General features: G+C 67.3%; 22 protein-coding genes and 1 pseudogene. 10 read left to right on the forward strand and 13 right to left on the reverse strand.

Annotation, left to right across the window (positions count from 1 at the left end; all coding sequences use genetic code 11):
• Nucleotides 1-272: pseudogene (locus OEJ36_RS25990) on the forward strand (hypothetical protein); the annotation flags it as partial.
• A gap of 136 nt (nucleotides 273-408) precedes the next feature.
• On the opposite strand, the gene OEJ36_RS25995 reads toward OEJ36_RS25990, so the two are convergent.
• Complete coding sequence (locus OEJ36_RS25995; protein ID WP_043244780.1) at nucleotides 409-867, reverse strand: Lrp/AsnC family transcriptional regulator; 459 nt, start codon at nucleotides 865-867, stop codon at nucleotides 409-411.
• 131 nt (nucleotides 868-998) lie between these two features.
• Here OEJ36_RS25995 and OEJ36_RS26000 point away from each other — a divergent pair, with 131 nt between their 5' ends.
• Nucleotides 999-1,637: a LysE family translocator gene (locus OEJ36_RS26000; RefSeq protein ID WP_263403976.1), complete on the forward strand. Its 639-nt coding sequence runs from the start codon at nucleotides 999-1,001 to the stop codon at nucleotides 1,635-1,637.
• Between the two features lie 49 nt (nucleotides 1,638-1,686).
• On the opposite strand, the gene OEJ36_RS26005 is transcribed toward OEJ36_RS26000, so the two are convergent.
• Genes OEJ36_RS26005 through OEJ36_RS26015 form a run of 3 tightly spaced genes read right to left on the reverse strand, consistent with a single transcriptional unit; the run spans nucleotide 1,687 to nucleotide 6,608 of the window.
• On the reverse strand, nucleotides 1,687-2,811 hold the full coding sequence (locus OEJ36_RS26005; RefSeq protein WP_263403977.1) for an ABC transporter permease: 1,125 nt from the start codon (nucleotides 2,809-2,811) through the stop codon (nucleotides 1,687-1,689).
• A 3-nt stretch (nucleotides 2,812-2,814) separates the two neighbouring features.
• Nucleotides 2,815-5,538 carry a ribosome-associated ATPase/putative transporter RbbA gene (rbbA, locus tag OEJ36_RS26010; protein ID WP_263403978.1) on the reverse strand — a complete coding sequence of 908 codons (2,724 nt, stop codon included), beginning with the start codon at nucleotides 5,536-5,538 and terminating at the stop codon, nucleotides 2,815-2,817.
• The gene (locus OEJ36_RS26015) at nucleotides 5,538-6,608 is read right to left on the reverse strand and encodes an HlyD family secretion protein (RefSeq protein WP_263403979.1); all 1,071 of its coding nucleotides are present in this window, start codon (nucleotides 6,606-6,608) and stop codon (nucleotides 5,538-5,540) included. The genes rbbA and OEJ36_RS26015 overlap by 1 nt, the downstream gene beginning before the upstream one ends.
• Nucleotides 6,609-6,841: 233 nt before the next feature.
• Here OEJ36_RS26015 and OEJ36_RS26020 point away from each other — a divergent pair, with 233 nt between their 5' ends.
• Nucleotides 6,842-7,030, forward strand: coding sequence for a hypothetical protein (locus OEJ36_RS26020; protein ID WP_263403980.1), 189 nt, complete (start codon nucleotides 6,842-6,844; stop codon nucleotides 7,028-7,030).
• 62 nt (nucleotides 7,031-7,092) lie between these two features.
• On the opposite strand, the gene OEJ36_RS26025 is transcribed toward OEJ36_RS26020, so the two are convergent.
• A complete protein-coding gene (locus OEJ36_RS26025; RefSeq protein WP_184489109.1) occupies nucleotides 7,093-7,389 on the reverse strand; it encodes a hypothetical protein in 297 nt (98 codons plus the stop codon).
• Nucleotides 7,390-7,578: 189 nt separating this feature from the next.
• The gene (locus OEJ36_RS26030; protein ID WP_263403981.1) at nucleotides 7,579-8,022 is read right to left on the reverse strand and encodes a bleomycin resistance protein; all 444 of its coding nucleotides are present in this window, start codon (nucleotides 8,020-8,022) and stop codon (nucleotides 7,579-7,581) included.
• Between the two features lie 131 nt (nucleotides 8,023-8,153).
• Here OEJ36_RS26030 and OEJ36_RS26035 point away from each other — a divergent pair, with 131 nt between their 5' ends.
• Entirely contained in the window at nucleotides 8,154-8,384 is a 231-nt protein-coding gene (locus OEJ36_RS26035; protein ID WP_263403982.1) for a DUF2789 domain-containing protein, read from the forward strand.
• A 259-nt stretch (nucleotides 8,385-8,643) separates the two neighbouring features.
• Here the strand turns inward: OEJ36_RS26035 and OEJ36_RS26040 are convergent, their stop codons facing one another.
• The gene (locus tag OEJ36_RS26040; protein WP_021217302.1) at nucleotides 8,644-9,387 is read right to left on the reverse strand and encodes an SDR family oxidoreductase; all 744 of its coding nucleotides are present in this window, start codon (nucleotides 9,385-9,387) and stop codon (nucleotides 8,644-8,646) included.
• Nucleotides 9,388-9,526: 139 nt separating this feature from the next.
• On the opposite strand from OEJ36_RS26040, the gene OEJ36_RS26045 reads away from it, so the two are divergent.
• Nucleotides 9,527-10,441 carry a LysR family transcriptional regulator gene (locus OEJ36_RS26045; protein ID WP_263403983.1) on the forward strand — a complete coding sequence of 305 codons (915 nt, stop codon included), beginning with the start codon at nucleotides 9,527-9,529 and terminating at the stop codon, nucleotides 10,439-10,441.
• A 119-nt stretch (nucleotides 10,442-10,560) separates the two neighbouring features.
• On the opposite strand, the gene OEJ36_RS26050 is transcribed toward OEJ36_RS26045, so the two are convergent.
• On the reverse strand, nucleotides 10,561-11,565 hold the full coding sequence (locus tag OEJ36_RS26050; RefSeq protein ID WP_263403984.1) for a zinc-dependent alcohol dehydrogenase family protein: 1,005 nt from the start codon (nucleotides 11,563-11,565) through the stop codon (nucleotides 10,561-10,563).
• A 232-nt stretch (nucleotides 11,566-11,797) separates the two neighbouring features.
• Here OEJ36_RS26050 and ptrC point away from each other — a divergent pair, with 232 nt between their 5' ends.
• A complete protein-coding gene (gene ptrC / locus OEJ36_RS26055) occupies nucleotides 11,798-11,989 on the forward strand; it encodes a type III secretion system co-regulatory protein PtrC (protein ID WP_021217305.1) in 192 nt (63 codons plus the stop codon).
• Between the two features lie 24 nt (nucleotides 11,990-12,013).
• Here ptrC and OEJ36_RS26060 read toward each other — a convergent pair whose 3' ends face one another.
• The 4 genes from OEJ36_RS26060 to OEJ36_RS26075 form a co-directional block, all read right to left on the reverse strand.
• The gene (locus OEJ36_RS26060; RefSeq protein WP_263403985.1) at nucleotides 12,014-14,251 is read right to left on the reverse strand and encodes a xanthine dehydrogenase family protein molybdopterin-binding subunit; all 2,238 of its coding nucleotides are present in this window, start codon (nucleotides 14,249-14,251) and stop codon (nucleotides 12,014-12,016) included.
• A gap of 11 nt (nucleotides 14,252-14,262) precedes the next feature.
• Entirely contained in the window at nucleotides 14,263-14,721 is a 459-nt protein-coding gene (locus tag OEJ36_RS26065) for a (2Fe-2S)-binding protein (RefSeq protein WP_043244769.1), read from the reverse strand.
• A 139-nt stretch (nucleotides 14,722-14,860) separates the two neighbouring features.
• Nucleotides 14,861-15,787 (reverse strand): AraC family transcriptional regulator, encoded by a 927-nt coding sequence (locus tag OEJ36_RS26070; RefSeq protein ID WP_021217308.1) that lies wholly within the window; start codon nucleotides 15,785-15,787, stop codon nucleotides 14,861-14,863.
• Between the two features lie 265 nt (nucleotides 15,788-16,052).
• Nucleotides 16,053-17,072 carry a zinc-dependent alcohol dehydrogenase family protein gene (locus OEJ36_RS26075; RefSeq protein ID WP_263403986.1) on the reverse strand — a complete coding sequence of 340 codons (1,020 nt, stop codon included), beginning with the start codon at nucleotides 17,070-17,072 and terminating at the stop codon, nucleotides 16,053-16,055.
• A gap of 166 nt (nucleotides 17,073-17,238) precedes the next feature.
• Between OEJ36_RS26075 and OEJ36_RS26080 the strand changes: the two genes are divergently transcribed.
• From OEJ36_RS26080 to OEJ36_RS26095, 4 genes are all read left to right on the forward strand, one after another.
• Nucleotides 17,239-18,156 (forward strand): LysR family transcriptional regulator, encoded by a 918-nt coding sequence (locus OEJ36_RS26080; protein ID WP_031286975.1) that lies wholly within the window; start codon nucleotides 17,239-17,241, stop codon nucleotides 18,154-18,156.
• Nucleotides 18,157-18,619: 463 nt separating this feature from the next.
• A complete protein-coding gene (mexE, locus tag OEJ36_RS26085) occupies nucleotides 18,620-19,861 on the forward strand; it encodes a multidrug efflux RND transporter periplasmic adaptor subunit MexE (RefSeq protein WP_021217311.1) in 1,242 nt (413 codons plus the stop codon).
• An 11-nt stretch (nucleotides 19,862-19,872) separates the two neighbouring features.
• Complete coding sequence (locus tag OEJ36_RS26090) at nucleotides 19,873-23,061, forward strand: efflux RND transporter permease subunit (protein WP_263403987.1); 3,189 nt, start codon at nucleotides 19,873-19,875, stop codon at nucleotides 23,059-23,061.
• Entirely contained in the window at nucleotides 23,058-24,452 is a 1,395-nt protein-coding gene (locus OEJ36_RS26095) for an efflux transporter outer membrane subunit (protein ID WP_263403988.1), read from the forward strand. Before OEJ36_RS26090 ends, OEJ36_RS26095 begins: the two co-directional genes overlap by 4 nt.
• A 761-nt stretch (nucleotides 24,453-25,213) precedes the next feature.
• Here the strand turns inward: OEJ36_RS26095 and OEJ36_RS26100 are convergent.
• Nucleotides 25,214-25,837 carry an NIPSNAP family protein gene (locus tag OEJ36_RS26100; RefSeq protein ID WP_263403989.1) on the reverse strand — a complete coding sequence of 208 codons (624 nt, stop codon included), beginning with the start codon at nucleotides 25,835-25,837 and terminating at the stop codon, nucleotides 25,214-25,216.
• Between the last annotated feature and the right edge of the window lie 44 nt (nucleotides 25,838-25,881).

Below are 25,881 nucleotides of genomic sequence, written 5' to 3' on the forward strand. Positions count from 1 at the left end.
ACGGTTCCGATCGCACTCCGGGCTTCCGTGTTGCTGAAGACGGCTCCGACCGCACCCCTGGCTTCCGTGTCGCTGAAGATGGCTCCGACCGCACTCCCGGCTTCCGTGTCGCTGAAGACGGCTCCGATCGCACTCCTGGTTTCCGCGTAGCCGAAGACGGTTCCGATCGCACTCCGGGCTTCCGTGTTGCTGAAGACGGCTCCGACCGCACTCCCGGCTTCCGCGTTGCTGAAGACGGTTCCGACCGCACCCCCGGCTTCCGCGTCTCCTGATAGGCCGTTGCACAGCTTGCAACCCGACCCAGGAACCACGCGCGAGGTCTGAGCGATGTACCCAGCCCGTAAATGCTGAAGGCGCCAATAAGGCGCCTTCAGTGCATCTACCCTTCCCTCTTTCTCTATCCCGCGTTCATTCCTGCCCGACGCCTTCCGGCGATTGCAGTGGGCGCAGCGGAATCGGCTGCGACATGACGATGGATGTGCGCGTCTCGCCGAAGTGATTGATGCTGCCGACGAAGCGCTCCAGGTGGCGGATATTGCGCGTCACCACCCGCAGCACGAACGAGTCCTGCCCCGTGACATGGAGGCATTCCAGCACCTCGGGCATCTGTTGCAGCAAGGCGACCAGCCGCGCCTTGTCCGGCTGGGGCGTGGTCATGCCGATCAGCGCCATCACCTCGTAGCCCGCCTGCTCGGCGGAGACGCAGGCGCGATAGCCCTCGATCACCCCGGCCTCTTCCAGCCGCTTGAGCCGCTCCGAGGTGGCCGGCAAGGACAGCGCCACCCGGTTGGCCAGCTCGGTGAGGGAAATCCGCCCCTCGGCCTGCACGGCCTGGAGGATTTTCCAGGATTTGGCATCAAGCTCCATGATTAAGGTCCTCACGGGTAAATACGAGAGCATTTAAGGCAAAGCACGATAACTACCGTAGCTTCTGCATTCAAAGCCGCTTCAGTGGCCCGCAAAATAATGCCATCCCGCCCCCTGCCCGGTACCGCCCGATGGACTTAGCGCTGTTCTTCAAATCCGCCTTGATCGGCCTCTCCATCGCCGCGCCGGTGGGGCCTGTCGGCCTGCTCTGCATCCAGCGCAGCCTGCTTCATGGGGCACGCATCGGTTTTCTCAGCGGCCTCGGTGCCGCGTTGGCCGACGCCTGCTTCGGTGCTCTGGGCGCCTTCGGGGTGCAGGCGCTGATCCAGGGCTTCGTGGCGCTGGCCACGCCCTTGGCGTTTCTGGGCGCGGGCTACCTGGCGTGGATGGGCATCCGTCTGTTGCGTACCGCACCCGCACGGCAAGCCGCCAGCCTGGCGGAGCCCGGCAGTGGCTGGCGGGCGCTGGCCTCGGTCTTCGCGCTGACCCTGACCAACCCCATGACCATCCTCGCCTTCGTCGCGGTCTTCGCCGGCCTGGGTGCCGGCGCCGCGCCCGGTACGGCGAACGCGCTGCTGATGGTCGCCGGGGTGTTCTGCGGTTCGGCACTGTGGTGGCTGGCCCTGTCGCTGGGCGTCGCCGCCGTGCGCCACCGCCTGGACGGGCGCCTGCTGCGACGCATCGACCAGGTGGCGGGGCTGTTCCTGCTGGGGTTCGCTGCCTGGCAGCTATGGCGAGTGCTGGGCGTCTCGCTTCACAGCGTGGGCTGAAGCGGAGCGCCGCCCGGCCCACCCTACAAGGCGGGCCTCGGGGTGGCGCTTAGGCCATCTGGGTGATGGTGCGGCGGAAGCGCGTCAGGGCGGCGAGGAAGAAGGCACTGCCGATGCCGATGATGGCGAGGAACTGCGGCCAGACGATCTCCAGCCCCGCGCCGCGATAGAGGATGCCCTGGGCCAGGGCGACGAAGTGGGTGGTGGGCGCCGCCAGCATGATCTGCTGCACCAGCTCGGGCATGCTCTCCCGCGGCGTGGTACCGCCGGACAGGATCTGCAGCGGCATCAGCACGAGGATGGTCAGCAGCCCCAGTTGCGGCATGGAGCGCGCCACGGTGCCGAGGAAGATGCCCATGGAGGTGGTGGCGAACAGGTGCAGCGCCGCCGCCACCAGGAACAGCCCGAGGGAGCCCTCGATGGGCACCGCCAGCCAGCCGCGCACCACGAACACCAGGCTCAGCGCCGCGGCCACCAGCACCACCGTGCCCATGGACCAGACCTTGGCCAGCATGATTTCGAAGGCCGACAGCGGCATCACCAGCAGGTGTTCCACCGTGCCGTGCTCGCGCTCGCGGATCAGCGCCGCGCCGGTGAGGATGATCGACAGCATGGTGATCTGGTTGATCACCTCCATCACCCCGCCGAACCAGGCCTGGGTCAGATTGGGGTTGAACAGCGTGCGCACCGCCAGTTCCGCCGGCATGGCACTCGCACCCCGATAGCGGGCGACGAATTCGTTGACCTCGGTATTGACGATGTTCTGGATGTACCCCGCCCCGCTGAAGGCCTGGCCCATCTGCGTGGCGTCGACGTTGAGCTGCACCGCCGGGGTGCGCCCGGCGAGCACGTCGCGCTGGAAGTCCGGCGGGATGTCCAGGGTGAAGGTGTAGAGCCCGGTGTCCATGCCCCGGTCCATGCGCCCCTGGTCGATGAGTTCCGGGGTGCGGAAGTATGGCGGCTGGAAGGCGTTGACCAGCCGCGTGGAGAGCTGCGAGCGGTCCTCGTCGACCACGGCGATGGGCGCGTGGTGCAGGGTTTCCGGGATGCCGGTGGCGGAGCTGTACACCCCCAGGCTGAAGGCCCAGAGGATCAGCACCAGCATCGCGTAGTCGCGCTGCAGGCTGCGGAACTCCTTGAGCCCCAGGTGGAAGATATTGGCCAGGCTGCGCATGGGTCAGGCCTCCTGCTTCTTCAGCGAGAGCACGCTGAACAGGGTGAGCAAGGGAATGGTCAGCAGCAACGGGACGAAGTAGAAGGCCAGGTCGGAGAACCCCAGCGCCTTGGAGAACACGCCCCGGCTGATGATCAGGAAATGGGTGGCGGGATAGGCCTGGCCGATCGCCGCTGCCGCCCCCTCCAGGGACGACACCGGGTGCACCAGCCCGGAGAACTGGATGGCCGGCACCATGGTGGCGATGGCCACGCCGAACACCGCGGCGATCTGGCTGCGCATAAAGGTGGAGAGGAACAGGCCGAGCCCGGTGGCGGCCGTGACGTAGCACAGCGCCGCCAGCACCAGGGTGGCGAAGCTGCCCTTGAGCGGCACGCCGAACACGAACACCGCCAGGGCCACCATCAACAGGAAGCTGACCATGCCCATGGCCACGTACGGCAGTTGCTTGCCCAGCAGGAACTCCAGCCGCGTGACCGGTGTGACATAGAGGTTGGTGATCGAGCCCAGCTCCTTCTCGCGCACCACGCCGAGGGCGGTGAGCATCGCCGGGATCATGATCAGCAGCAGCGGGATCACCGCCGGCACCATGGCCTTGAGGCTCTCCACGTCCGGGTTGTAGCGGTAGCGCACCTCCACGCTGGCGGCGGCCTGTGCGCCGCCCTCCGGGGATTGCCGGGCCAGCTCGGCGAGGTAGCCCAGGTGCATGCCCTGGACGTAACCGGCCACGGTGTTGGCGCGGGTGGGCATGGAGCCGTCGATCCACACACCCACGGCGGGGCTGGCGCCACGCTTGAGGTCGCGGCCGTAGCCCGGCGGAATCTCGATGGCCAGGCTCAGCTCGCCGCTGCGCATGCGCCGGTCCAGCTCGGCGTAGTCGTGGATGGGCGCCCGCTCGATGAAGTAGCGCGAACCGGACAGGTTCAAGGTGTAGGCCTGGCTGGTGGTGGTCTGGTCGCGGTCGAGCACCGCATAGGAAAGGTCCTCCACATCCATGCTGATGCCGTAGCCGATGATGAACATCAGCAGCACGGTGCCGAGCAGCGCCAGGGTCAGGCGGATCGGGTCGCGACGCAGCTCCATGGCCTCGCGCCGCGCATAGCTGAACAGCCGCTGCGGGCTGAAGCGCTGGTCACGCGGGGCTTCGGCCTGGGCGGTGACGCTCGGTGCGCTGGCGGGTGCCGAGGCGATGCCGGCGGCCTCCTCCAGGTAGGCGATGAAGGTGGCTTCCAGGCTCGGCAGGCCGCGCTCGGCCACCAGCGCCGCCGGGGTGTCGCTGGCCAGCACGCGGCCGGCATGCATCAGCGAGATGCGGTCGCAGCGCTCGGCCTCGTTCATGAAGTGGGTGGAGATGAAGATGGTCACGCCGTCGTTGCGCGACAGGTCGATCATCAGCTCCCAGAAGCCGTCGCGGGCCACCGGGTCGACGCCCGAGGTGGGCTCGTCGAGGATGAGGATCTCCGGCTGGTGGATCACCGCCACCGCCAGGGACAGGCGCTGGCGGATGCCCAGCGGCAGCGCGTCGGGCAGCTCGTCGGCCACGCCGGCCAGGTCGAAGCGCTGGAGCATCTCCGCCACCCGCGCCTCGATGCGCTCGGCTGGCAGGTGGAACAGCTGCGCATGCAGCACCAGGTTCTGCCGCACGCTCAGCTCGCGGTACAGGGAGAACGCCTGGGACATGTAGCCCACCCGCCGCCGCGTGGCCATGTCGCCGGCATCCACCGGCTGGCCGAACAGCGCGCAACTGCCTTCGCTGGCGGGCAGCAGGCCGGTGAGCATCTTCATGGTGGTGGATTTGCCGCAACCGTTGGAGCCGAGGAAGCCGAAGATCTCCCCGCGCTCGATACGGAAGCTGACGCGGTCCACGGCGACGAAATCGCCAAAGCGGCAGGTCAACCCGTCCGCCTCGATGGCCACCGCGCGCTCGCCGGCGGGCAGTGGTGGGATGACCAGGCGACGGTGGTCGCGGCGCTTTTCTTCCGGCAACAGGGCGATGAAGGCCGCTTCCAGGCTGTCGGTGCCGGTCTGCTGGCGTATCTCGGCCGGGCTGCCGGTGGCCAGCACGCGCCCGGCGTCCATCGCCACCAGGCTGTCGAAGTGTTCGGCTTCCTCCATGTAGGCGGTGGCCACCAGCACGCTCATGCCGGGGCGGCCCTGGCGGATACGGCCGATCAGCTCCCAGAACTGGTTGCGCGACAGCGGGTCGACGCCGGTGGTGGGCTCGTCGAGGATCAGCAGGTCCGGGTCGTGGATCAGCGCGCAGCACAGGCCGAGCTTCTGCTTCATGCCGCCGGAGAGCTTGCCCGCCGGGCGCTCGCGGAAGGGATCGAGGCCGGTGCTGCGCAGCAGGTCGTCGATGCGACGCTCGCGTTCGGCGCGGTCGTGGCCGAACAGGCGGCCGAAGAAATCGACGTTCTCGAACACCGTCAGCGTCGGGTAGAGGTTCTTGCCCAGGCCCTGGGGCATGTAGGCGACGCGCTGGCAGATGGCGCGGCGATGGCGGGCAGAGCGCATGTCGCCGCCCAGCACCTCGATCTCGCCCTGCTGCATCTTCCGCGCCCCGGCCAGCAAGGCCAGCAGGCTGGATTTGCCGACGCCGTCCGGGCCGATCAGCCCGACCATGCGGTTGGCCGGGATCGCCAGGTCGACCTCGCGCAGGGCGAAGGTCTCGCCGTAGCCCAGGCTGACCCCGGCCAGGCGCGCGACGTTGCCGTTTGAGGCGTTCATCAGGGCACCTTGACCTGCAGCTGCTGCGGCCATTCCTGCTCAGCGTCCAGGCGCAGGTAGGCCATGCCGGGCACGCCGGTCTTCACTGCGGTCATGTGCTGCTTGAGCAGCGCCGGGTCGATGCGTGCCTTGACGCGGAACATCAGCTTCTCGCGCTCGCTGGCGGTTTCCACCGTCTTCGGCGTGAACTGGGCGACGCTGGCCACGTAGGAAACCTTGGCGGGGATCACGTACTGCGGCACCGCATCGATGATCAGCCGCACCTCGTCGCCCAGGTGCACGCGGCCGGCCTGGCCGGCGGGCAGGAAGAAGGTCATGTAGACGTCGCCCAGGTCCACCAGGTTGAGCAGCTTGCCGCCGGCCGGCAGCACTTCGCCCGGCTGCGCCACGCGGTATTGCACGCGGCCGGCGCGGGGCGCCTTGAGCAGGCTGTCGTCGATGTCCGCCTGCAGGCGGGCGACGCTGGCATTGGCCGCCTCGATGGCCGACTGCGCCTCGATCACCTGGGACTTGGCCGCCTCGATGCCGGCCTGGGCGGAAATCACCTGGGAGCGCGAGGCCGCCAGCGCCGCCTGGGCGCTCTGCATCACCGCGCGGTCATCGTCCAGTTGCTGCTGGGGCATGGCATTGCGCTTGACCAGGGTTTCGGTGCGGGCGAAGCGCTTCTGGGTCGCCACCAACTCCGCCTCGCGCTGGCTGACCACCGCCTTGGCCGTGGCCTGCTCGCTTTCGCGCTGGGCCACCAGGGCCTGGGCGGTCAACCGGGCGTTCTCGGCCTGGCGCACCTGGGCCTGGGCCTGGGCCAGCTGCGCCTTCAGCACCTGGGTGTCCATCTGCGCCACGACCTGGCCGGGGGTGAGGAAGTCGCCCTCGTCGACCATGATCTCGGCGACGCGGCCGGCCAGCTTGGTGGCCACATCCACTTCGGTGGCCTCGATGCGGCCGTTGCCGCTGGCGAAGCCCTCGCCGAGGCCGGCGGGCCGCAACACCCACCAGGCGCCGGCGGCGACCGCCACGGCGGCCAGCACCGCCACCGCCCAGGTCAGTTTCTGCTTGCTTGGCTGCTTCATCTTGGTGTCCCGAATGGCTGGATTTCGATGGAAGAAATCATCCGCCAATCGGCAATGAGTCACTTTGACTCATGTCAGGTCAGGACTTTTCAGGGCCCTTTTCGGCCGCCTTGGGAACCCGGAAATCCATCGGGCCGAAGCCACGGCAGGCGAAATCGAGTTGATGTATGATTGCGCGCCTCAATCACGGCCAACCACAAGCGAACCGGCGCCCAGGCGCCCCCGGACCGACCATGAACACCAACGAACCCACCAGCCCCGAGCAACAGCCCCAAGCCGAAGGCAGCACCGAGGCTGCGACCCCCGCCAAGGCCGTGAAGAAACAGAACGTGCCCTGGTACCAGACCCTCAAGGGCCACGACCGCGGCCAGCGCCCCGGCGCGGCACCGCGCGGCTCGCGCCGCTCCATGGGCAAGCGCTGATCCGGCGCCCGGGCACAAAAAAAGCCAGCTGATGCTGGCTTTTTTGTGGGCGCTCGGCGGGGTTACTGACTGTTCTTCACCAGGCTCATGCGCTTCTCGGTGAACACGCAGATCACGCCCGCGTTGTTGTACATCACCTCGTGGTTGAAGTTGCAGTAGGCCGCGGCGACGCTCAGCGGCAGTTGCTCGTTGTTCCATTGGGTGGGTTTGAACCAGGACAGCTCGCCTTCCTTGCACTGGCGCGCCTCGGCGTCGGAGCTGTAGGTGCAGAGGGACGATTGATCGATCTCGCCCTTGAAGCAACCGGCGAGGGGAAGGAAGCAGAGACCTGCCAACAGAAGTTTGGTGTGCACGCGCATGACAGCTCCGGGAATCGGCATGTGAGGGGGAATCCGTGCCGATTTGAACCAGCGCAGCGGCGCGGGTTCCGTGGCATCGGCAAAGAATTCCCGCCACGCGACGCCACACACACCCGCCGCCAACCGTAGGAGCGAGCTCTGCTCGCGAAGCCCTTGATCCTGGAGCCGCAACCCAGCTCAAGGCCCTCGTCACCCCTGCTCCGGCAGAACCCCACTGAACGCCCGCATGCCCAGGCTCTGGTGGAAACGCAACAGGTAGCCGTCCGGGTCCTGCAGCAGGAAGTTGCACTCGCCGTGCTCCTGTTCGTCCTGGCGGTACCAGCGTTCCAGCGCCCCACGCCGCAAGGGCACGCCGGCCGCCTCGATGCGTGCGATCAGGGCGAGCGCATCGGCACAGCGAATGGACAGGTTGAGCCCACGCCCGAACGGCGCCTCCAGCGGTTCGACACGCCATTCCGAGGCCTCGCCGTCATCCTCTTCCAGCATCAGCTGGGCTTCACCCAGGCGCAGGTAGGCGAAGCGATGCTCGGGCCGCTGGTAGGCGACCTCGAAGCCCAGCACGCGGCAGTAGAAATCCAGGCTATGGGCGAAGTCCCGCACCAGCAGCTCCGGCACCAGGGCATTGAAATGCATGGGTTCCCTTCTCCATCACCCGCCCTCCATGGGCGGGGCGCGCCACCTTAGCGCAGCTTCCGGTGGCACCGAAAGTGGCTGGCACGGGTCTATAGTCCTTGCACCTTTCCCACCCGTACCGGAGCCCATCCATGGATACGACCCCGCACAACCTCGCCACCCTGTTCGAGCAGCTCGGCCTGGAGTCCGACCACCGCCAGATCGAAGCCTTCATCGCCGACCACCACCTCGCCGACGGCCAGAAGATCCAGGACGCGCCCTTCTGGAACGAGGCCCAGAGCGCCTTCCTGCGCAACGCCCTGGTCCAGGACGCCGACTGGGCGGTGGAAGTGGATGAGCTGGCGGTGCGCCTGTCGAAGTGAGCCGGCGAACAGCCAGAGAAGCTCGTGGCTCAGATGTAGGGTGTGCTGCGCGCACCTGGGACTCGCTGGAAGCACCGAGCGGAGGTGCGCACGGCACACCCTACGGCACGAGTTCATTCTGCAGGACTCTCAATTCAAATTGTCACAGGCAGAGCCGATGGCGCAGGCCACACGCCAAGGACGTTATGCCTGAAGCCCGAATGAAAAAACGGCCCCGTCAGGGGCCGTTTCGTTTTGCTGCGCAGGTGCACCCGCTCGATCAGAAGTCCTGCACGGTCGGGCGCAGCACCACTTCGCTGATGTCCACCTCGGCCGGCTGCTCCACCGCGTAGGCGATGGCGCGGGCAACGGATTCGGCGGGGATCGCCAGCTTGTAGAACTCGCCCAGGGCCTGGCGGCTTTCCTCGTGGGAGCTGCCGAGCTTCAGTTCCGAATCCACCGCCCCGGGGGAGATGACGGTGACGCGGATGTCGCCGCCCACTTCATGGCGCAGGCCGTCGCTAATGGCGCGCACGGCGAACTTGGTGCCGCTGTACACGGTGCCGCCCGGGCTGAACACCTTGTGCCCGGCCACCGAGGCGACGTTGATGAACTGGCCGCTGCGCTGCTGCTGGAACACCGGCAGCGCGGCTGCGATGCCGTAGAGCACGCCCTTGATGTTGATGTCGATCATGCGGTCCCACTCCTCCACCGGGGTTTCGGCGAGCGGCGCGATGGCCATCAGGCCGGCGTTGTTGACCAGCACGTCGATGCGGCCGAAGGCGTCGATGCCGCCCTGCACCAGGGCGCGGACCTGGGCCGCATCGGTGACGTCGGTGGCGAAAGCCACGGCCTTGCCGCCGGCGGCGGTGATTTCGCTGACCAGCGCGTCGAGACGGTCGACGCGGCGGGCGCCGAGTACCACCGAGGCGCCCAGGGCGGCCAGGTGGCGGGCGGTGGCTTCGCCGAGGCCGCTGCTGGCGCCGGTGATGACGATGACTTTGCCGTTGATATTGGTGCTCATGTCGGGTTCCTCAGGTTGGCTGCTGGCAGGAGGTGTTCCTGCTGTTGGGGGCCAGTATGGGAAGCCGATGACGACCAGGGAATGGAAGTATTAGGATTGCGGAATTCCATGAATCGGAACAATCCAAAGGTCATCCGCCATGCTCAATCGAATGGAGATGCTGCGCATCTTCTGCATCGCCGCCGAGTCCGCCAGCTTCCGCGAGGCAGCCACGCGCCTGAGCGCGTCCCCGCAGACCGTGACCCGGGCCATCAAGGAGCTGGAGCAACTGGTGGGCGAGCCGCTGTTCCACCGCAGCACGCGGCAGGTGCAGATCACCGCCTACGGCGAGCAGCTGGCGACCCAGGCGCGGGAGACCCTGGGCAGCTTCGACCAGCTGTTCCAGCGCCACGCACGCCAGGGCCAGGACGGCATGGCCGGGCGCGTGGGCATCACCGCGCCCCGCTCCATCGGCCGCCGCTACGTGCTGCCGCTGCTGGCAGAGCTGCAGCGCGAACACCCGGAAATCGTCCTGGACATGCGCCTGTCGGACCAGATGACCGACTCCGTCGACGAGCAGATCGATATCGGTGTGCGCATGGGCTTCATCCGTGACCGCCGCTACATCGCCCGCGCCACGGCGCGCGTGCCGCTCTATGTGGTGGGGTCGCCGAAGCTGCTGGAGCGCGTCGGCGCGCCCGAGGACATCGAAGCGCTGAACCGTGTGCCGACCACCGCGCTGATCGATGGCAACACCGGGCGCCTGTGGCCCTGGACCTTCGCCGAGGGCCGGCAGATGCAGCCACAACGCGCCGCCTTCACCACCGACGACCAGGAATGCGAGTGCGCAGCGGTGCTGGCCGGCACCGGCTTCGGCCAGTTGCCCAGCTACCTGGTGACGCCGCATATCCGCAGCGGCCAGTTGGTGAGGGTGCTCAGCGACAACGAGTCGCCGGCCTGGGAGATGTTCGCCTACCGCCCCCAGCGCGGCCCGGTATCACCCCGGGTGCGGCTGGTGTTCGATCGGCTGGTGGAGCGGCTTTCCGATCCGGCCTGGGTTCCGCTGGAGCCCTGAATTCCCGATAAGCCGTGGGCGGGAAATCGCGGGTTGCACCCGCCCTACGGGCTAACCTCCCGGCACCCGTAGGATGGGTTTCGCTGCGCTCTACCCATCCTACGGCTGCAACTGCGGGCTCACTCGGCGATATCGATAACGACCTTGCCGAAGGCGGTGCCCTGCTCCACCGCATCGTGGGCATCATGGGCGGTCGCCAGGGTGAAATGACGCGGGTCGAGCACCGGCTTGAGCTTGCCGGCTTCCACCAGGCGCGTGGCATCGGCGAGGACTTCGCCATGGTGGGCACGGCCCTCGCCGGTGAGCATGGGCAGCAGCACGAAGATGCCGTTCAGGGTCGCCGCACGCAGGGACGACGGCGCCAGGCTGTGGTTGCCGAACGCCGCGCAGCTGACCACGTGACCACGGATGCGCACCGACTCCAGGGCGTCGTCCAGGGAGCTGCCGCCCACGGTGTCGTAGACCACATCGAAGCCCTTGCCACCGGTGAAGGCCGCCACGTAATCGGCCGCCTTGGTGGTGTGGTAATCGATGGGCGTGGCACCCAGGCCGCGCACCATTTCGTGCTTGGCCGGCGAGGCGGTGGCGAACACTTCGGCGCCGAAGGCCTTGGCGATCTGCACGGCGATATGGCCGACGCCGCCGGAGCCACCGGTCACCAGTACCGTCTGCCCGGAATGCAGGCGCGCGCTGTCCACCAGGCCTTCCCAGGCGGTGAGGAACACCAGCGGCAGCGCCGCGGCTTCACGCATGCTCAGGTTCTTCGGTTTCAGCGCCAGCAGGCGCCAGTCCGCCGCGACGAACTCCGCCAGGGTGCCCTGCAGGCCGCGCACGCCGCCGACCAGGCCATAGACCTCGTCACCGGCCTTGAAGCGCGTCACGCCCACGCCCACCGCCTCCACCACGCCGGCCAGTTCGGTGCCCAGCACCGCCGGCAGCGCCGGGTCGGCGTAGGGCGCACGGCCGGTGCGGATCTTGTAGTCGATGGGGTTCACCCCGCTGGCCTTGATGCGCACCAGCACCTGGCCTTCGCCGGCGACCGGGCGAGCGATCTCCTGCTGGGTGAAGCGGCCGCTCTGGTAATCCTCGAGTACGAGGGCGCGCATGGTGACGGGGTTCGACATGGGATTCACTCCTTGGCAATCAGCTTCGCCGGGGCCTGGCCCGGCATCCGGCGCCCACTATAGAGCCGCCGCGAGGGCGAGGAAACAGGGACGCTGCCGCACCAGGCGTCAGCGCAACGGCAAGCATCGACACCGCTGATACTGACCATCAGCCCCTTTCAATTCTCCGATTGCCAGCGGACCGGCAAGATTCGCTCATCGGCCTTGTGCCCCATGAACCGAGACGACCGCCATGACCGCTCACTCGAAATTCGTCGACAGCAGCTACCTGGTCACCCACGTGACCCTGGATGAGTTCCACCTGCACTTCGAGACCGAAGTCGCCATCTGCCAGGAAGACGGCACCTTCGAGATGCTCCAGGCCCCGACGCCCATCGCCGAACGCCGCGCCCTGCGCCAGCTGATCCGCAACCAGGCCGCCTGATAACGGCGGCCCGGTCGCGCCGCCTCAGGCCTTGACCTGGGCGGGGAACGGCAGGGTCCGCAGGCGCACACCTACAGCCGCGTGCAGGGCATTGGCCAACGCCGGTGCCAGGGGCGGCACACCGGGCTCACCCACGCCCGTGGGCTGCTCGGTGGACGGCAAGATGTGCACCTCCACCGCCGGCATTTCGTTCATCCGCAGCACCTGGAAGTCGTGGAAGTTGGATTGCTCCACGGCACCATCCTTCAGCGTCACAGCACTGTGCAGCGCCGCCGCCAGGCCGAAGCCGATGCCGCCCTCCATCTGCGCACGGATCACGTCGGGGTTGATCGGCACGCCGCAATCCACGGCGCAGACCACACGATCCACCTTGTAGCTGCCGTCGGCCTTCACCGTCACTTCCACCACCTGGGCCACGTAGCTGCCGAAGGACTCGTGTACGGCAATACCACGGCCGCGCTTCTCGCCCTCCCCGCCGGCCTTGAGCGGCTGCTTCCAGCCGGCCTTGTCGGCCACCAGCTCCAGCACGCCCCGGTGGCGCGGGTGTTTCTCCAGCAGCGCGTGGCGGTAGTCGTAGGGGTCCTTGCCGGCCGTGGTGGCGGCTTCGTCGATCAGCACTTCGGCGGCGAAGCCGGTGTGGGTGTGGCCCACCGAGCGCCACCATTGCACCGGCACCAGGATGTCATCAGGGGTGGCCAGCTCCACCTGCAGGTTGGGCACGGCGTAGGAAAGGTTCGCCAGCCCTTCTACCGAGGTGTTGTCGATGCCGTCCTTGACCAGGAAGGCTTCCATGCCGGTGCCCTTGACGATGGATTGACCGACGATGCGGTGGTGCCAGGCCAGCAGCTTGCCCTCGGCGTCCAGCGCCAGGCGCGCACGGTGCAGGTAGGCCGGGCGGTAGTAGCCGCCACGGGTGTCGTCTTCGCGGGTCCAGACCAGTTTCACCGGCGCCTTGATGCCCTGGTCCCGTGCGGCCTTGGCCACGGCCACGGCTTCCAGCGGGTAGTCCGACACCGGGTTGGCGCGGCGGCCGAAACTGCCACCGGCGTAGAGCTGGGTGATGGCGACCTTGTCCACCGGGATGCCCAGGTACTTGGCCACGGCCACCTGATCGCCGGTCTGCCACTGCTCGCCGTTCCAGATCTCGCAGGCGCCGTCGCCGAGCTTGACCAGGCAGTTCATCGGCTCCATCGCTGCGTGGGCCAGGTAGGGGAATTCGAACTCCGCCTCGATCAGCTTCGCCGGCTTGGCCAGCGCGGCGTCCACATCGCCGGTGCGCGTGGCCATCAGCCCGGGCTTGCCGGCGCTCTCGCGGTACTTGGCGAAGATCTCGGTGCTGCCCAGCTTGAAGGCCTTGCTCTCGTCCCATTCGATGACCAGCGCATCGCGGCCCTGGCGCGCGGCCCAGGTGTTCTTCGCCAACACGGCGACCCCGGCGCGGCCATGGGGCAGGTCACGGAATTCGACCACGCCCACCACGTTGGCGATGGCCTTGGCCTTGCTCGCGTCCACCTTCCCGGGCACGCCACCGAAGCGCGGCGGGTAGGCGACCACGGCCACCAGCATGTCCGGCAGCTTGAAGTCCTGGGTGAACACGGCGGTGCCGTTGGTCTTGTCGTGGCTGTCCTTGCGCTTGGCGGTCAGTTGGCCGATGAGCTTGAAGTCCTTCGGTTGCTTGAGCTTCACCTCGGTGGGCACCGCTTCCTGCGCGGCCGCCTCGGCCAGGTCGCCGAAGCCCGCCTTGTTGCCGGAGGCGGCATGGGCGACCACGCCCTCGCTGACAGTGATGGCCTCGGCCGGCACCTTCCATTGCTTCGCGGCGGCGGCCACCAGCATGGCCCGGGCGCTGGCCCCGGCCTTGCGCATCTGCTCGAAGGAGTTGGCCATGGCGCTGCTGCCACCGGTGCCCTGCAGGGTGCCGAAGGCCAGGTTGTTGTAGACGGCAGCGTTGGCCGGCGCGCCTTCGACCACCACGCGGCTCCAGTCGGCGTCCAGTTCCTCGGCCACCAGGGTGGCGAGGCCGGTGTAGGCGCCCTGGCCCATTTCCACGTGCTTGGCGACCACGGTCACGGTGCCGTCGCGGGCGATGCGCACGAAGGCGTTGGGTTCGAAGCGCGCGTCGGCGGCGAACATCTCGGCGGCGTCCAGCAGCGGCGCGAAGAGCACGCCCAGGGCCAGCCCGCCGCTGCCCTGGAGGAAGGTGCGGCGGCTGATGTTGAGGATGCCGTTGCCCGGCGCGGTCTGGGTTTCGATCTTGCCCATGTCGGTGCTCCTCAGGCCAGTTGGCCGGCTGCTTCGTGGATGGCCGCGCGGATGCGCACGTAGGTGGCGCAGCGGCAGATATTGCCGCTCATGGCCGCATCGATATCGGCATCGCTGGGTTTGCGGTTGCCCGCCAGCAGCGCGGTGGCCGCCATGATCTGCCCCGACTGGCAGTAGCCGCACTGGACCACGTCGAGCTTGCGCCAGGCCTCCTGCACCACCTTGCCCACCGCGTCATCGCCCACCGCCTCGATGGTGGTGATCTTCTTGCCCACCAGCATCGACACCGGGGTGATGCAGGCCCGCGTCGGCTGCCCGTCCACGTGCACGGTGCAGGCCCCGCACAGGGCCATGCCGCAACCGTACTTGGTGCCGGTCATTTCGGCGACGTCGCGCAATGCCCAGAGCAACGGCATATCGGGGGCGATATCGAGTTCCTTGTCTTGGCCATTCAGGTTCAGGGTGATCATCGGCTTCTCCACCTCTACGGGTATGGATTCATGGTTCACCGGCCACGGGAGGGCCGGTTCAGGGCACGGTTGTTTCAGGGTAGAAGCTCCCTGGCCGTCCCAGCGTCGTTGCGGCGGCGGGACGACCAGCGGAGCGGTATCAGGCGCTCTGGCGCAGGCGCGCGATGTCGCGCTGCGGCGGCTCGCCGAACAGGCGGCTGTATTCGCGGCTGAATTGCGAGGGGCTCTCGTAGCCCACACGGCTGCCGGCGGTGGCGGCGTCCAGCGCCTCGGCGAGCATCAAGCGGCGCGCCTCCTGCAGGCGCAGCTGCTTCTGGAACTGCAGCGGGCTCATGGCGGTGACCGACTTGAAGTGGTGGTGCAGCGCCGAGGTGCTCATGTTCACCTCGCCGGCCAGGGAGCCGATCTGCAGCGGCCGGTGGTAGTTGTTCTTCAGCCAGCTCACGGCCTTGGCGATGCGCTGGGTGTGGCTGCCGACGCAGGCGATCTGGCGCAGCTGCGCGCTGCGCTCGCCCAGCAGCAGGCGGTAGAGGATTTCGCGTTCCACCAGGGGCGCCAGCACGGCGATGTCGTCGGGGGTGTCGAGCAGGCTCACCAGGCGGATCACCGCGTCCTGCAGGGGCTCGTCCAGGCTGCACACCGAGATGCCGCGCGCGGAGCTGGTCACCGCCGGCGGCCTGTCCATTTCCAGCAGCAGCTCGCTGATGCGCGCCGGGTCCAGGTCCAGGCGCATGCTGAGGAAGGGCACTTCGGGGGTGGCGTCCAGCACCTGGCCGATCACCGGCAGGTCGAGGGACACGATCAGGTACTGGGACTGGCCGTAGATGTAGGTCTCGTCATTGAGCATCGCCTGCTTGCAGCCCTGCACGACGATGCCCAGGGCGGGCTCGTAGAGGCAGTGGATGGGCTCGGTGGCAGCGGTGGCGCGGAACAGCGACAGGCGTGGGATGGGCGTGTGGTTGACGCCCTCTTCCCGGGCGAATCGTTCAATCAGGCGCGCGAGCCTGGCTTGCGGCCCCAGGGGTGCGCTGCGCCCCTGTTCTTCGAGGGTTGCGGGTGTGGTCATGGTTTCAGCCCCTCCGGATCAGGCGACAACTCTACTTGCGCGCGCGGGGCGCGTCTTGGGCGGGAAACCACTTAGGCAGGATCAGGCAAGAATCCTGCAGAATCCTGCTACCGAAGCGGCAACCCGGCATCACACACTGGCGCCCCTTCGAGCCTGGCCGATTCCGTGCGTCGATGAACGCCGTTGCGACGATCGGCACCCGGCCGGCGAAAACGAAAACCGGCGCACATGGCGCCGGATTCGGTGAAGCCCATTGCAACGCGGGTCAATCGGCGACGTGGATCACCACGCGGCCACCGGCCGGGCAGGTTTCCATGTAGCGGCTCGCTTCGACGAAGTCGGCGAACTCGAAGACCCGGTCGATGACCGGCTTGAGCAAACGGTCGCCGGTCATCTGGTTGATATGCGCGAGGGCTCGCTGCACGGCCGCGTCATCACGCTCCAGGCCGGTTTCCGGGTCACCGGTGAAATCCATCACGCAGTGGCGGAAGAACTGCAGGTGCTTCTTGAAGGCCGCGCAGGCCGGGAAGGCTGCATCGTTGCCACCGTTGATGCCATAGAGGATCAGCTTGCCGCGCGGGGACGCGACATCGCCCAGCAGCTTCATCTGCGGGCCGGCGCATTGGTCCAGCACCACTTCCACGCCCTTGCCGGCGGTGAAGCGCTCGACTTCCAGGACCAGGTCCTGCTCCTCGGTGACGATGACCTTGTCGGCGCCCAGCTCTTTAAGGAAGGGACGGCTTTCCGGGAAGCTGGTGGAGGCGATGACGATCGCACCCAGTGCCTTGGCCAGCTGCACCGACTGCGGCGCCAGGCAATGGCCGGCCTCGGTGATCAGCACATGCTGGCCGGGCTTGACCTTGGCCAGTTCGACCAGGGCGAAGTAACCCAGCAGCAGCGGCGTGTAGTGCACGGCGGCTTCGACCGGGGTCAGCACCTCGGGATAGCGGGTCAGGGCACGGCGCGGCATCAATACGATGTCGCCCCAGGCCGGATAGGTATTCGGGGTGGCGGACGGGAAGCTGGCCACGGCCATGCCGGGCTGCAGGTCATCGACACCTTCGCCAACGGCCTCTACCACGCCGGCCAGCTCGAAGCCGAGCCCGGCAGGCAGACGGGCCTGTTCGGAAGCCAGATTCTGCCGCCAGAGCACGTCTTTCCAACTGACGCCCAGCGCCTGGGTGCGCACCAGAACTTCGCCGAACCCCGGTTTTGGGGTGGGCAGCTCTTCCAGCTTGAGCACATCGGCCTCGCCGAATTGATGAAAACGGATCATGCGGGACATCACACACCTCGCCTGTGACTCTGTCATGGCCATGGACTCTATCCGGGCTTTATCCCTAAAACCACCCGCGCGCATCAATAGTTGTCATAAACACGGATGATGTGAGCCTTGACGACCGCGCTGCAGAGCCTCATTTTTCACACACTCATTTCGGAAGTAGCCCTGCATGAACAGGAACGACCTACGTAGAGTTGACCTCAATCTACTGATCGTGTTCGAGACGCTCATGCATGAGCGCAGCGTGACACGGGCGGCGGAGAAGCTCTTCCTCGGCCAGCCCGCCATCAGTGCCGCCCTGGCGCGGCTGCGTACCCTTTTCGACGACCCGCTGTTCGTGCGCACCGGCCGCAGCATGGAGCCTTCGGCGCGGGCGGTGGAAATCTTCGCCCTGCTCTCCCCGGCGCTGGACTCCATCTCCACCGCCGTCAGCCGTGCCGCCGACTTCGACCCGGCCACCAGCAACGCGGTATTCCGCATCGGCCTGTCCGATGACGTCGAGTTCGGCCTGCTGCCCGCCCTGCTCCGCCGCCTGCGCGCCGAGGCACCCGGCGTGGTGCTGGTGGTGCGCCGCACCAACTACCTGCTGATGCCCAACCTGCTGGCGTCCGGCGAAATCTCCGTGGGCGTCAGCTACACCGACGAGCTGCCGGCCAACGCCAAGCGCAAGACCATCCGCCGCTCCAAGTCCAAGCTGCTGCGCGCCGACGCGATACCCGGCGCGCTGAGCCTGGAGGATTACTGCGAACGCCCCCACGCCTTGGTGTCCTACGCGGGCGACCTCTCCGGCTTCGTTGACGAGGAACTGGAAAAGCTCGGCCGCAAGCGCCGCGTGGTGCTGGCCGTGCCCCAGTTCAACGGCCTTGGCGCGCTGCTCGCCGGCACCGACATCGTCGCCGTGGTGCCCGACTACACCGCCGCCGCCCTCACCGCCGCCGGCGGCCTGCGCGCGGAAGACCCGCCCTACGGCGGCCGTTCCTTCGAGCTGTCCATGGCCTGGCGCGGCGCCCAGGACAACGACCCGGCAGAACGCTGGCTGCGTTCGCGCATCCAGATGTACTGCGGTGACCCGGATAGCCTCGAGTAATCCACCCACGCACCGCCCAGCAGTGTTTGCTGCACAAAAGCTTCGCGAGCAGAGCTCGCTCCTACGGGTGCCCCCGTGCCTACAGGTGCGGTCCTGTTGGGGGCACGACTGTAGGGTGGGCTTCAGCCCACCGAATATTCACGGCACGGCGCTTCGCGAGCAGAGCTCGCTCCTACGAATGAGCGCCGGCCCGAATCGATGAAAAGCAACAGCCATTCGCTTCTATCGATAGAACCGCCCCGATTCGCCGTTGCAAGCAATCCCGTGAATGCCCTGAAACCATGCGGGGAGCCGCCAAAAGCCCCATTCCAGGGCGGTTTCGCAGGGCTAGCCACCTACTATCAATGGAAAAAAGTGATTTATCACTGACGGTGATATTTATCTTCGTGGCGTTCGATTCGTCCGCGAACGAGCCAGCCAGCAGACTCCGCCCCATCTACAAATCCAAATGGCGGAGCTACACATGGAACAGTCCACTCAATCCACCTGGCGTACCGGCCTCACCCTCGCATCCCTGCTGGTGCTGGTGGCGTGCGGTAAGGCCCCGGAAGCCACGCTTGCACCCGCTGCCGCCAAGGTCAGCGTGGCCGAGGTGCTGCAACAGCCGATCAACGAATGGGACGAATTCACCGGCCGCCTCGAAGCGCCTGAATCCGTCGAGATCCGTCCGCGCGTCTCCGGTTACATCGATCACGTGTCCTTCCGCGAAGGCAGCCTGATCAAGAAAGGCGACCTGCTGTTCCAGATCGACCCGCGCCCCTTCCAGGCCGAAGTGAAACGCCTCGAAGCCCAGCTGCAACAGGCCCGTGCCAGCCAGACCCGCGCCCTCAACGAGGCCCGTCGCGGTGATCGTCTGCGCCAGAGCAACGCCATCTCCGCCGAGCTGGCCGATGCCCGCAGCAGCGCCGCCCAGGAAGCCCAGGCCGCTGTCGCCGCCACCCAGGCCGAGCTGGACAACGCCAAGCTCAACCTCAGCTTCACCCGCGTCACCTCGCCCATCGATGGCCGTGTCAGCCGTGCCGAAATCACCGAAGGCAACCTGGTCAACGCTGGCCAGTCGCTGCTCACCTCCGTGGTCTCCACCGACAAGGTCTACGCCTACTTCGATGCCGACGAACGCGTCTTCCTCAAGTACGTCGAACTGGCCCGCAAGGCCGGCGGCGACGCCCGTGGCGCCAGCCCCGTGTACCTGGGCCTGACCAGCGAGACCGGCAACCCGCACCTGGGCCAGCTGGACTTCCTCGACAACCAGGTCAACCCACGCACCGGCACCATCCGTGGCCGCGCCGTGTTCGACAACAAGGACGGCCGCTTCACCCCCGGCCTCTATGCCCGCATCAAGCTGGTCGGCAGCGACACCTACCCCGCCGCGCTGATCAAGGACGATGCCATCGGCACCGACCTGGGCAAGAAGTTCGTCCTGGTCCTGGGCGAGAACAACACCGTGGCCTACCGCTCCATCGAGCTCGGCCCGAAGGTCCAGGGGCTGCGCATCATCCGCACCGGCCTGGCCAAGGGCGAGAAGATCGTGGTCAACGGCCTGCAGCACACCATGCCCGGCGCCACCGTCGACCCGCAGTCCGTGCCCATGGCCGACGAGAACACCCTCGCCGAGCTGGCCCGCCTGCGCCAGAGCGTGGAAGGCCGTGACGCACCGCGTGTCGCCGAACAGAACGCCAAACCTGCCGTCGCTCCGCGCGGTTGAGGTAGTACGACATGAATTTTTCCCAGTTCTTCATCCTGCGGCCGATCTTCGCCGCCGTGCTGTCGCTGCTGATCCTGATCGGCGGCGCCATCTCGCTGTTCCAGCTGCCCATCAGCGAATACCCCGAAGTGGTTCCGCCCACCGTGGTCGTGCGCGCCAACTTCCCCGGCGCCAACCCCAAGGTGATCGGTGAGACCGTGGCCTCGCCCCTGGAGCAGGCCATCGTCGGCGTGGAAGGCATGCTCTACATGTCGTCCCAGTCCACCAACGACGGCAAGCTGACCCTGACCATCACCTTCGCCCTGGGTACCGACCTGGACAACGCCCAGGTGCAGGTGCAGAACCGCGTCACCCGGACCATGCCCACCCTGCCCACCGAAGTGCAGCGGCTTGGCGTGACCGTGGACAAGGCCTCCCCGGACCTGACCATGGTGGTGCACCTGACCTCGCCGGATAACCGCTACGACATGCTCTACCTGTCCAACTACGCCGCGCTCAACGTGAAGGACGAGCTGGCGCGCCTGGACGGTGTGGGCGACGTACAGCTGTTCGGCATGGGCAACTACTCCCTGCGCGTCTGGCTGGACCCGAACAAGGTGGCCTCGCGCAACCTCACCGCCACAGACGTGGTCAACGCCATCCGCGAGCAGAACCGCCAGGTGGCGGCCGGTGCCCTGGGTGCGCCGCCGTCCGATGCGGGCAACAGCTTCCAGCTCTCGATCAACACCCAGGGCCGCCTGGTCACCGAGGAAGAGTTCGAGAACATCATCATCCGTGCCGGCGACGACGGCGAAATCACCCGCCTGCGTGACGTGGCGCGCATCGAACTGGGCTCCAGCCAGTACGCCCTGCGCTCGCTGCTGAACAACCAGCCGGCCGTGGCCATCCCGGTGTTCCAGCGCCCCGGCTCCAACGCCATCGAGATCTCCGACTCCGTGCGGGGCCGCATGGCCGAGCTGAAGAAGAGCTTCCCCCAGGGCATGGACTACGAAATCGTCTATGACCCGACCATCTTCGTGCGCGGCTCCATCGAGGCGGTGGTCCACACCCTGCTCGAAGCCATCGTGCTCGTGGTCCTGGTGGTGATCCTGTTCCTGCAGACCTGGCGCGCCTCGATCATCCCGCTGGTGGCCGTACCGGTCTCGCTGATCGGCACCTTCGCGGTCATGCACCTGTTCGGCTTCTCCCTCAACGCCCTGTCGCTGTTCGGCCTGGTGCTGGCCATCGGCATCGTGGTGGACGACGCCATCGTGGTGGTGGAGAACGTCGAGCGGAACATCGGCCTCGGCAAGTCACCGGTGGACGCCACCCGCCAGGCCATGAAGGAAGTGACCGGCCCCATCGTCGCCACCGCCCTCGTGCTCTGCGCCGTGTTCGTGCCCACCGCCTTCATCTCCGGCCTCACCGGGCAGTTCTACCAGCAGTTCGCGCTGACCATCGCCATCTCCACGGTGATCTCGGCCTTCAACTCGCTGACCCTGTCGCCGGCGCTGGCCGCCGTGCTGCTGAAGGACCACCACGCGCCCAAGGACCGCTTCTCGCGCATCCTCGACAAGCTCTTCGGTGGCTGGCTGTTCGGCCCGTTCAACCGCGTCTTCGAGCGTGCCGGCAACGGCTACGTCGGCACCGTACGCCGCGTGCTGCGTGGCAGCTCGGTGGCCCTGCTGGTCTACGGCGGCATCCTGGTGCTCGGCTACCTGGGCTTCTCCAGCACCCCGGCCGGCTTCGTACCGCAACAGGACAAGCAATACCTGGTGGCCTTCGCCCAACTGCCCGACGCCGCGACCCTGGATCGCACCGAAGCGGTGATCAAGCGCATGTCCGAGATCGCCTCCAAGCACCCGGGCGTGGAAAACACCGTGGCCTTCCCCGGCCTGTCCATCAACGGCTTCACTAACAGCCCCAACAGCGGCATCGTGTTCACCCCGCTCAAGCCCTTCGATGAGCGCAAGGACCCGTCCATGTCCGCCGGTGCCATCGCCGCCGAGCTGAACAAGGAGTTCGCCGGTATCCAGGACGCCTACATCGCCATCTTCCCGCCGCCGCCCGTACAAGGCCTCGGCACCATCGGCGGCTTCCGCCTACAGGTGGAGGATCGCGGCAACCTGGGCTACGAGGAGCTGTACAAGCAGACCCAGAACATCATCAACAAGGCGCGCCAGCTCCCCGAGCTGAACCCCATGTCGGTGTTCACCAGCTACCAGGTCAACGTCCCGCAGGTGGATGCCAACATCGACCGCGAAAAGGCCAAGACCCACGGCGTCGCCATCAGCGACATCTTCGACACCATGCAGGTCTACCTCGGCTCGCTGTATGCGAACGACTTCAACCGCTTCGGCCGTACCTACCAGGTCAACGTCCAGGCCGACCAGCCGTTCCGCCTCGAACCCGAGCAGATCGGCCAGCTGAAGGTGCGCAACAACCGTGGCGAGATGATCCCGCTGTCCACCTTCGTCAAGGTCGACAACGCCTCCGGCCCCGACCGCGTGATGCACTACAACGGCTTCATCACCGCCGAGATCAACGGCGCCGCCGCCCCGGGCTACAGCTCCGGCCAGGCCGAGGAAGCGATCGCCAAGCTGCTCAAGGAAGAACTGCCCAACGGCATGACCTACGAATGGACGGACCTGACCTACCAGCAGATCCTCGCCGGCAACACCGCGATCTTCATCTTCCCGCTCTGCGTACTGCTGGCCTTCCTGGTGCTGGCCGCCCAGTACGAAAGCTGGAGCCTGCCGCTGGCGGTGATCCTGATCGTGCCGACCGTGCTGTTCTCGGCCATCGTCGGGGTGATGCTCGCCGGTAGCGACAACAACATCTTCACCCAGATCGGCTTGATCGTCCTGGTGGGCCTGGCGTGCAAGAACGCCATCCTCATCGTCGAATTCGCCAAGGAGAAACAGGAAGAAGGCCTCGACCGCCTGGCCGCGGTACTGGAAGCCTGCCGCCTGCGTCTGCGCCCGATCCTGATGACCTCCATCGCCTTCATCATGGGCGTGGTACCCCTGGTGCTCTCCTCCGGCGCCGGCGCCGAAATGCGCCACGCCATGGGTGTAGCGGTGTTCAGCGGGATGATCGGCGTGACCTTCTTCGGCCTGCTGCTGACCCCGGTGTTCTATGTGCTGATCCGCGGCTTCGTCGAGAAAGGCGAAGCCCGCAAGGCGGCCAAGGCCCAGAAACTCAAGGAACTGCACGCATGATCAACAAGGCTTTCGCCCCTGCCCTGCTGGCCCTCGCTTTGAGCGCCTGCGCCGTGGGCCCGGACTACAAGGCCCCCGACAGCGAGCCCGCGCGGCTCGCTGCCGCGGACGCCGGCCACTACGACCGCGCCCGCTTCGAAACCCTCTGGTGGCAACAGTTCGACGACCCGACCCTGAACCAGCTGGTGCAGCAGTCCCTCGAACAGAACCGCGAGCTGCGCGTGGCCTTCGCCCGCCTGCGCGCCGCCCGTGCCATCCGTGACGACGTCGGCAACGACCAGCTGCCGACCATCACCAGCCGCGCCAGTGCCGAAGTCGGCAAGGGCCAGCAGCCCGGCCAGACCGAACAGCGCGTCAACGCCGAGCGCTACGACCTGGGCCTGGACATGGCCTGGGAGCTGGACCTGTTCGGCCGCATCCAGCGCCAGATCGAAGCCAGCGACGCCGAAATCGGCGTCGCCCAGGCCGAGCTGCAACAGCTGCAGGTCAGCCTGATCGCCGAGCTGGTGGACGCCTACGGCAACCTGCGTGGCGCCCAGCTGCGTGAACGCATCGCCCGCGAAAACCTGAAGAACCAGCAGGAATCCCGCGGCCTCACCGAGCAACTGCGTGACGCCGGTGTCGGCAGCGAGCTGGACGTGCTGCGCGCCGACGGCCGCCTGGCCGCCACCGAAGCCACCCTGCCGCAACTGCAGGCCATCGAGGCGCGTTCGCGCAACCGCATCGCCACCCTGCTCGGCCAGCGCCCGGAACAGCTGAGCGTCGATCTTTCGGCCAAGCCGCTGCCGGTGATCGCCAAGGAACTGCCCATCGGCGACCCCGCCGAGCTGCTACGCCGTCGCCCCGACGTCGCCGCCGCCGAACGCCAGCTGGCCGCCGCCACCGCCAATGTCGGCGTGGCCACCGCGGACCTGTTCCCCCGCGTCAGCCTCTCCGGCTTCCTCGGCTTCACCGCCGGGCGCGGCTCGCAGATCGGCTCCTCCGCCGCCCGTGCCTGGGGCGTGGCGCCGACCATCAGCTGGGCCGCCTTCGACCTCGGCAGTGTGCGGGCCCGCCTGCGCGGCGCCGAAGCCGAAGCCGACGGCGCCCTGGCCGGTTACGAGCAGCAGGTGCTGCTGGCCCTGGAAGAGTCCGAGAACGCCTTCAGCGACTACTCCAAGCGCCAGCAACGGCTGATCTCCCTGGTCCGCCAGTCGGAGGCCACCCGCGCCGCCGCCCAGCAGGCCGCCGTGCGCTACCGCGAAGGCACCGTGGACTTCCTCGTGCTTCTGGACGCCGAACGCGAGCGCCTGGCCGCCGAAGACGCCCAGGCCCAGGCCGAAGTGGAGCTCTACAGCGGCATCGTCGCCATCTACAAGGCCCTCGGCGGCGGCTGGCAGCCCCAGGCCTGAACCTCTCCTCCTGGCTCGGCCGCCCCCCGGCCGACCTCTCGCCCCGCGACGGTGCCCCTGTCGCGGGGCTTTTTTTGCCTGAAGGATTCCAGCCGGCGCGCTGCTCCATCGTGGGAGCGAATTCATTCGCGATGGAGCATCCGCCCATTCGCAGCCCGGTGCCGGCGGTAGGTCTTTCGCGGCTGAAGCCGCTCCCACAAGGAAGGCCCCGCAGCGAGGCCGTGCATCGCTGCGTTGGGCCTCGCTACGCTCGGCGCCAACCTACGCACCGTGCCGCTGTAGGTCGGGTGCAACCCGACATGCGCCGTGCGAGGACCTCGCGGGTTTCACCCGCCCTACGAATCCCGTCCAAGGTCCTGGCACGCCCCGTAGGAGCGAGCTCTGCTCGCGAAGCTGTTGCTGAACCCGTGGGAGCGAATTCATTCGCGATGGAGCATCCGACCACTCGCAGCCGAGTGCCGGCGGCGAATCTTTCGCGGCTGAAGCCGCTCCCACAGAGATTGCCCGCAGCGAGGCCGGACATCGTTGCGTTGGGCCTCGCTACGCTCGGCGCCAACCTACGCATCGTGCCGCTGTAGGTCGGGTGCAACCCGACATGTGCCGTACAAGGACCTCGCGGGTTTCACCCGCCCTACGGAGCTGACCGTTGTGTAGGGTGGATGACGCTCTTTTCATCCACCAGGCGATGTATCAACCCCACACCACAGCCCACCAGGTAGGGGCGAATTCATTCGCCCAGCGGTGCGCAGCACCGCCAACCCTCACCGCAACGGCGAGAAACGCGCCGGCAGGCACGCGGTGGAGTGCATGTCGCGCAGCTGCGGGCCGGAGTTTTCCGGCGGCCACACGCCATCGGCCACCGCGCGGGTGCGCACGTCGAGGCGTTGCTCCAGGCTGGCGTAGGGCCAGATGTGCAGGTAGCGCGGGGTGCGACCGTCGGTGGCGTAGAAGGCCGCGTAGACCTGGGAATAGCCCTCGCCGGTGCGCGGGCCGACGGCCTTCTTCCAGCCTTCCAGGGTCGGCGCCAGGCCGGAGGGGATCAGGTCGTACACCCGTAGCTCGTAGAAAGGCCCATGGGCGCCCGGCGCCAGGGGTTCGAGGAAGGGGAACAGCGTGTAGTTTTCCACCTTCATGTCGGTCATGAAGCATTCGATGCCGAAGGCGTCCCGCGCCAGCAGGTAGCGCTCGCGCTCGGCCTGGCGGGCCTGCTCGTCGGTGAAGCCGCGCAGCACGATGACCTGGTTCAACGGGCCGATCTCCGAGGCCCAGCAGCCCATCAGGGTGCAGCCGGGGCCGTTGCTGGCCAGGGTTTCTTCCAGGCGCGCCAGGGCATCGGCCGTGGTGCGCACGCGCAGGGTGAAGGTGATCAGTTCGAACAGGCGCATCGTTACCTCGTGGTCCGTGGTTCATCTAGATATGGCGGCGGGCA

Origin of the sequence: Pseudomonas sp. PDM13 (assembly GCF_025685765.1) — a bacterium.
GTDB classification, from domain to species: Bacteria; Pseudomonadota; Gammaproteobacteria; order Pseudomonadales; family Pseudomonadaceae; genus Metapseudomonas; species Metapseudomonas solani.

What these genes read in the sequence shown, in the direction of transcription:
- OEJ36_RS26040 (WP_021217302.1), bottom strand. Translation starts at nt 9,387, where the DNA reads ATGAGCACCAATATCAACGGCAAAGTCATCGTCATCACCGGCGCCAGC.
- mexE (WP_021217311.1), top strand. Translation starts at nt 18,620, where the DNA reads ATGGAACAGTCCACTCAATCCACCTGGCGTACCGGCCTCACCCTCGCA.
- OEJ36_RS25995 (WP_043244780.1), bottom strand. Translation starts at nt 867, where the DNA reads ATGGAGCTTGATGCCAAATCCTGGAAAATCCTCCAGGCCGTGCAGGCC.
- OEJ36_RS26100 (WP_263403989.1), bottom strand. Translation starts at nt 25,837, where the DNA reads ATGCGCCTGTTCGAACTGATCACCTTCACCCTGCGCGTGCGCACCACG.
- OEJ36_RS26090 (WP_263403987.1), top strand. Translation starts at nt 19,873, where the DNA reads ATGAATTTTTCCCAGTTCTTCATCCTGCGGCCGATCTTCGCCGCCGTG.
- OEJ36_RS26045 (WP_263403983.1), top strand. Translation starts at nt 9,527, where the DNA reads ATGCTCAATCGAATGGAGATGCTGCGCATCTTCTGCATCGCCGCCGAG.
- OEJ36_RS26080 (WP_031286975.1), top strand. Translation starts at nt 17,239, where the DNA reads ATGAACAGGAACGACCTACGTAGAGTTGACCTCAATCTACTGATCGTG.
- OEJ36_RS26030 (WP_263403981.1), bottom strand. Translation starts at nt 8,022, where the DNA reads ATGCATTTCAATGCCCTGGTGCCGGAGCTGCTGGTGCGGGACTTCGCC.
- ptrC (WP_021217305.1), top strand. Translation starts at nt 11,798, where the DNA reads ATGACCGCTCACTCGAAATTCGTCGACAGCAGCTACCTGGTCACCCAC.
- OEJ36_RS26095 (WP_263403988.1), top strand. Translation starts at nt 23,058, where the DNA reads ATGATCAACAAGGCTTTCGCCCCTGCCCTGCTGGCCCTCGCTTTGAGC.
- rbbA (WP_263403978.1), bottom strand. Translation starts at nt 5,538, where the DNA reads ATGAACGCCTCAAACGGCAACGTCGCGCGCCTGGCCGGGGTCAGCCTG.
- OEJ36_RS26025 (WP_184489109.1), bottom strand. Translation starts at nt 7,389, where the DNA reads ATGCGCGTGCACACCAAACTTCTGTTGGCAGGTCTCTGCTTCCTTCCC.
- OEJ36_RS26060 (WP_263403985.1), bottom strand. Translation starts at nt 14,251, where the DNA reads ATGGGCAAGATCGAAACCCAGACCGCGCCGGGCAACGGCATCCTCAAC.
- OEJ36_RS26000 (WP_263403976.1), top strand. Translation starts at nt 999, where the DNA reads ATGGACTTAGCGCTGTTCTTCAAATCCGCCTTGATCGGCCTCTCCATC.
- OEJ36_RS26020 (WP_263403980.1), top strand. Translation starts at nt 6,842, where the DNA reads ATGAACACCAACGAACCCACCAGCCCCGAGCAACAGCCCCAAGCCGAA.
- OEJ36_RS26050 (WP_263403984.1), bottom strand. Translation starts at nt 11,565, where the DNA reads ATGTCGAACCCCGTCACCATGCGCGCCCTCGTACTCGAGGATTACCAG.
- OEJ36_RS26075 (WP_263403986.1), bottom strand. Translation starts at nt 17,072, where the DNA reads ATGTCCCGCATGATCCGTTTTCATCAATTCGGCGAGGCCGATGTGCTC.
- OEJ36_RS26015 (WP_263403979.1), bottom strand. Translation starts at nt 6,608, where the DNA reads ATGAAGCAGCCAAGCAAGCAGAAACTGACCTGGGCGGTGGCGGTGCTG.
- OEJ36_RS26065 (WP_043244769.1), bottom strand. Translation starts at nt 14,721, where the DNA reads ATGATCACCCTGAACCTGAATGGCCAAGACAAGGAACTCGATATCGCC.
- OEJ36_RS26005 (WP_263403977.1), bottom strand. Translation starts at nt 2,811, where the DNA reads ATGCGCAGCCTGGCCAATATCTTCCACCTGGGGCTCAAGGAGTTCCGC.
- OEJ36_RS26070 (WP_021217308.1), bottom strand. Translation starts at nt 15,787, where the DNA reads ATGACCACACCCGCAACCCTCGAAGAACAGGGGCGCAGCGCACCCCTG.
- OEJ36_RS26035 (WP_263403982.1), top strand. Translation starts at nt 8,154, where the DNA reads ATGGATACGACCCCGCACAACCTCGCCACCCTGTTCGAGCAGCTCGGC.